3 protein-coding genes are annotated in these 2,578 nt (G+C 34.9%); 2 read left to right on the top strand and 1 reads right to left on the bottom strand.

The annotated features are described in order from the left end of the window. Nucleotides 1-79: 79 nt before the first annotated feature. Complete coding sequence (locus AC1DG9_RS25965) at nt 80-964, bottom strand: lysophospholipid acyltransferase family protein (RefSeq protein WP_288879352.1); 885 nt, start codon at nt 962-964, stop codon at nt 80-82. Nucleotides 965-1,002: 38 nt separating this feature from the next. Here AC1DG9_RS25965 and AC1DG9_RS25960 point away from each other — a divergent pair, with 38 nt between their 5' ends. Together AC1DG9_RS25960 and corA are read left to right on the top strand one after the other, a co-directional pair. Then, the gene (locus AC1DG9_RS25960; protein WP_477635557.1) at nt 1,003-1,617 is read left to right on the top strand and encodes a WbqC family protein; all 615 of its coding nucleotides are present in this window, start codon (nt 1,003-1,005) and stop codon (nt 1,615-1,617) included. Between the two features lies 1 nt (nt 1,618). Next, nucleotides 1,619-2,578: magnesium/cobalt transporter CorA (corA, locus tag AC1DG9_RS25955; RefSeq protein WP_477635556.1), on the top strand; the 960-nt coding region annotated here is incomplete at its 3' end.

The raw sequence follows: 2,578 nt of genomic DNA, 5'->3' as shown, positions 1-2,578 counted from the left end.
GAATTACACCGGGTAAAAATTGCTGAAGCAAAGCCTGCCCATTCCAATTCAAGATCACTACTGCTACACTTGGTTCCATTTATCCTGCGTTTTCGTGTTTATTGTGTTTCCATCGCCTATGGCTCCATAACCAGTAGGCGGGGTTTTCATTGATCATATTTTCAAGGATATTGAAACTCATGTCGGTAATTTGATGTTCGGTAGTTTTACTTGGGTCGTTGCAAATTGTCTCGCAATCTACCTCATAATAACCATTTTTTATATGTTTCATTTTGAAATAGATTACTGGCCTGTTGGTTTGTAAGGCTATTTTTTCTAATCCAAGTAACACAGGTGTACGCTGATTGAGGAAAGGGAGCCAGTATTGTATTTCGTGTCCAACAGGTGTTTGATCGTTGGCAAAACAAAACATAGTGAGCTCATTCCTGGTAGATGCTAATACTCTAAGTGTTTGTTTCATAGCAATAAACCGATTGCCAAATCTGGTTCTCATTTTATAGAACCAGCTGTCAAAAAGTTCATTGTTGATTGGCTTAAAAATCACGTAGCTCTGGGGGCAAAGCGTTAAACTGAGCGCCAGCATACCCCATTCCCAATTGCAGTAATGCCCTGTACACGCTAATATGCTTTGGCCATTTTTAACGTGTTGTTCTACTATTTGAAGGTTGTTAAACTTAACACGTTTTTTAAGTTCTGATTCAGAAATGGAAGCCATTTTTATTGTTTCGAGAACGAGCCGCGTAAAGTGTCTGTAGTACGCTTTCTCAATTTTAATAATCTCTTCAATGCTCTTTTGAGGAAAGGAATTGACCAGGTTCTGGCGAACAACTTTTTTACGGTAGCCTAGAATATAATATAGCGGATAGTATAGTAGTGCCGCAAAGAAATACAACAAAGAGGTTGGGAGCAGAGACAAAAAGTTCAAAAAAAATATTCCTGTAGAAGAAAAGCTTTTTTTTATCATTAATTTGGCGAATTGAGAATGCAAACATAAATTATCAGATGCAAAGTTCAGCTATATTCCCACTTTTTTATCTTCCACCTATCAGTTATTTTTCTGGTTTAAAAGACTTTGATGGTAACTTTTTGATTGAAAAGGAAGAGCATTTCCCTAAACAGACCTATAGAAACAGAGCTAGAATATACTCGCCGAATGGAAGTTTGGATCTTATTGTGCMTGTTATTAGAGGTAATAAAGTCCATACAAAGGTTAAAGATGTTAAAATAAGTAATGATTTTAACTGGCAAAGGCTTCATTGGAAGAGCCTTGAAAGCTGCTATCGCAATTCAGCTTATTTCGAATTTTACGAGGATGAGTTTGCCCGTTTTTATCATAATAAATTTGAATTTCTTTTTGATTATAACCTTGAGCTATTGGAATGGTTATTGAAACAGTTAAAAAAGGATGTAAAACTTAATTTTACTTCTGAATATATTGATGATATTGCTCCTGAATTAGACTACAGGACTAATAAAATACATTTTAAAAACGTAGATGATAATACGGTATATAAGCCTTATTTTCAAGTTTTTGACGATAGGGAAGGGTTTAAGCCAAATTTAAGTATTGTAGACTTGTTGTTTAACCAGGGACCACAATCCAAATCATATATGTAGTATGAGTAAACAAGCAAAACGTAAACATCATAAGCACAAAAAATATTCGCTGCCAGCTGCTGGATCTAGTCCTGGTGTTATATACATTGATGAAAATGCCTTAAAACCTGTAATTAGGTTGTATAAATACAATGCTGAACATTATGAGGTTAAGGAGCTTAGTTCCTTAAATAATGTAGCTCAAATTGTTTCTGATAAGAATTTTACGTTTTGGATTGAAATTAAGGGGTTTGATTCGTTAGCGATGTTTGAAACCTTATCCACTGATTTTAATGTAAATAAACTTGTCTTAGAAGATATTACGCGTACTTATCAGCGACCAAAGTTTGAGGAGTATGGTAGTTATGATTATGCGGTAAGCAGAATGCTCCATTTTGATGAAAATAAAGATCTGGATAATGTTCAGGTGTCATTTTTACTTACAGATAATGCATTATTTACGCTTCAGGAAAATTACGAGGATTGCCTCGAACCTATTAGATCGAGGTTAAAAGGCGGAAAAGGTAACATAAGGATAGCTGGTAGCAGCTATTTGATGTATGCCCTGATGGATATTATAGTTGATACTTATTTCGTGATTTTAGGTTCATGGGGAGAGGATTTGGATGCTATTGAAGACCGTTTGTTTGATAAACCTGATAAAACGGTGATGTTCGATACTCAGATGATTAAAAGAAACCTGATTGGAATTCGTAGAGTGGTATGGCCCGAAAGGGATAAGTTAAATGATATCCTGAGAAGTGATAGTCCTTTAGTTAGCGATCAAACGAAGCTCTATATTAAAGATGCTTATGATCATTGCATACAGATTATTGATGTTGTAGAGTCCTTAAAAGAGATATCTATCAGTAACCTGGATATGTACTTATCAATGATCAGTAATAGAATGAATGAGATCATGAAAGTACTTACTATTATCTCATCCATCTTTATTCCTTTAACATTTATTGCAGGGATATAC

The sequence above is a fragment of the Pedobacter sp. 05L430 genome (assembly GCF_056397585.1).
This window is presented reverse-complemented; position numbering and strand designations above follow the sequence as displayed.

Excerpts from the sequence above, each read along its gene's own strand:
- AC1DG9_RS25965 (WP_288879352.1), bottom strand. The coding sequence starts at position 964 with ATGATAAAAAAAAGCTTTTCTTCTACAGGAATATTTTTTTTGAACTTT.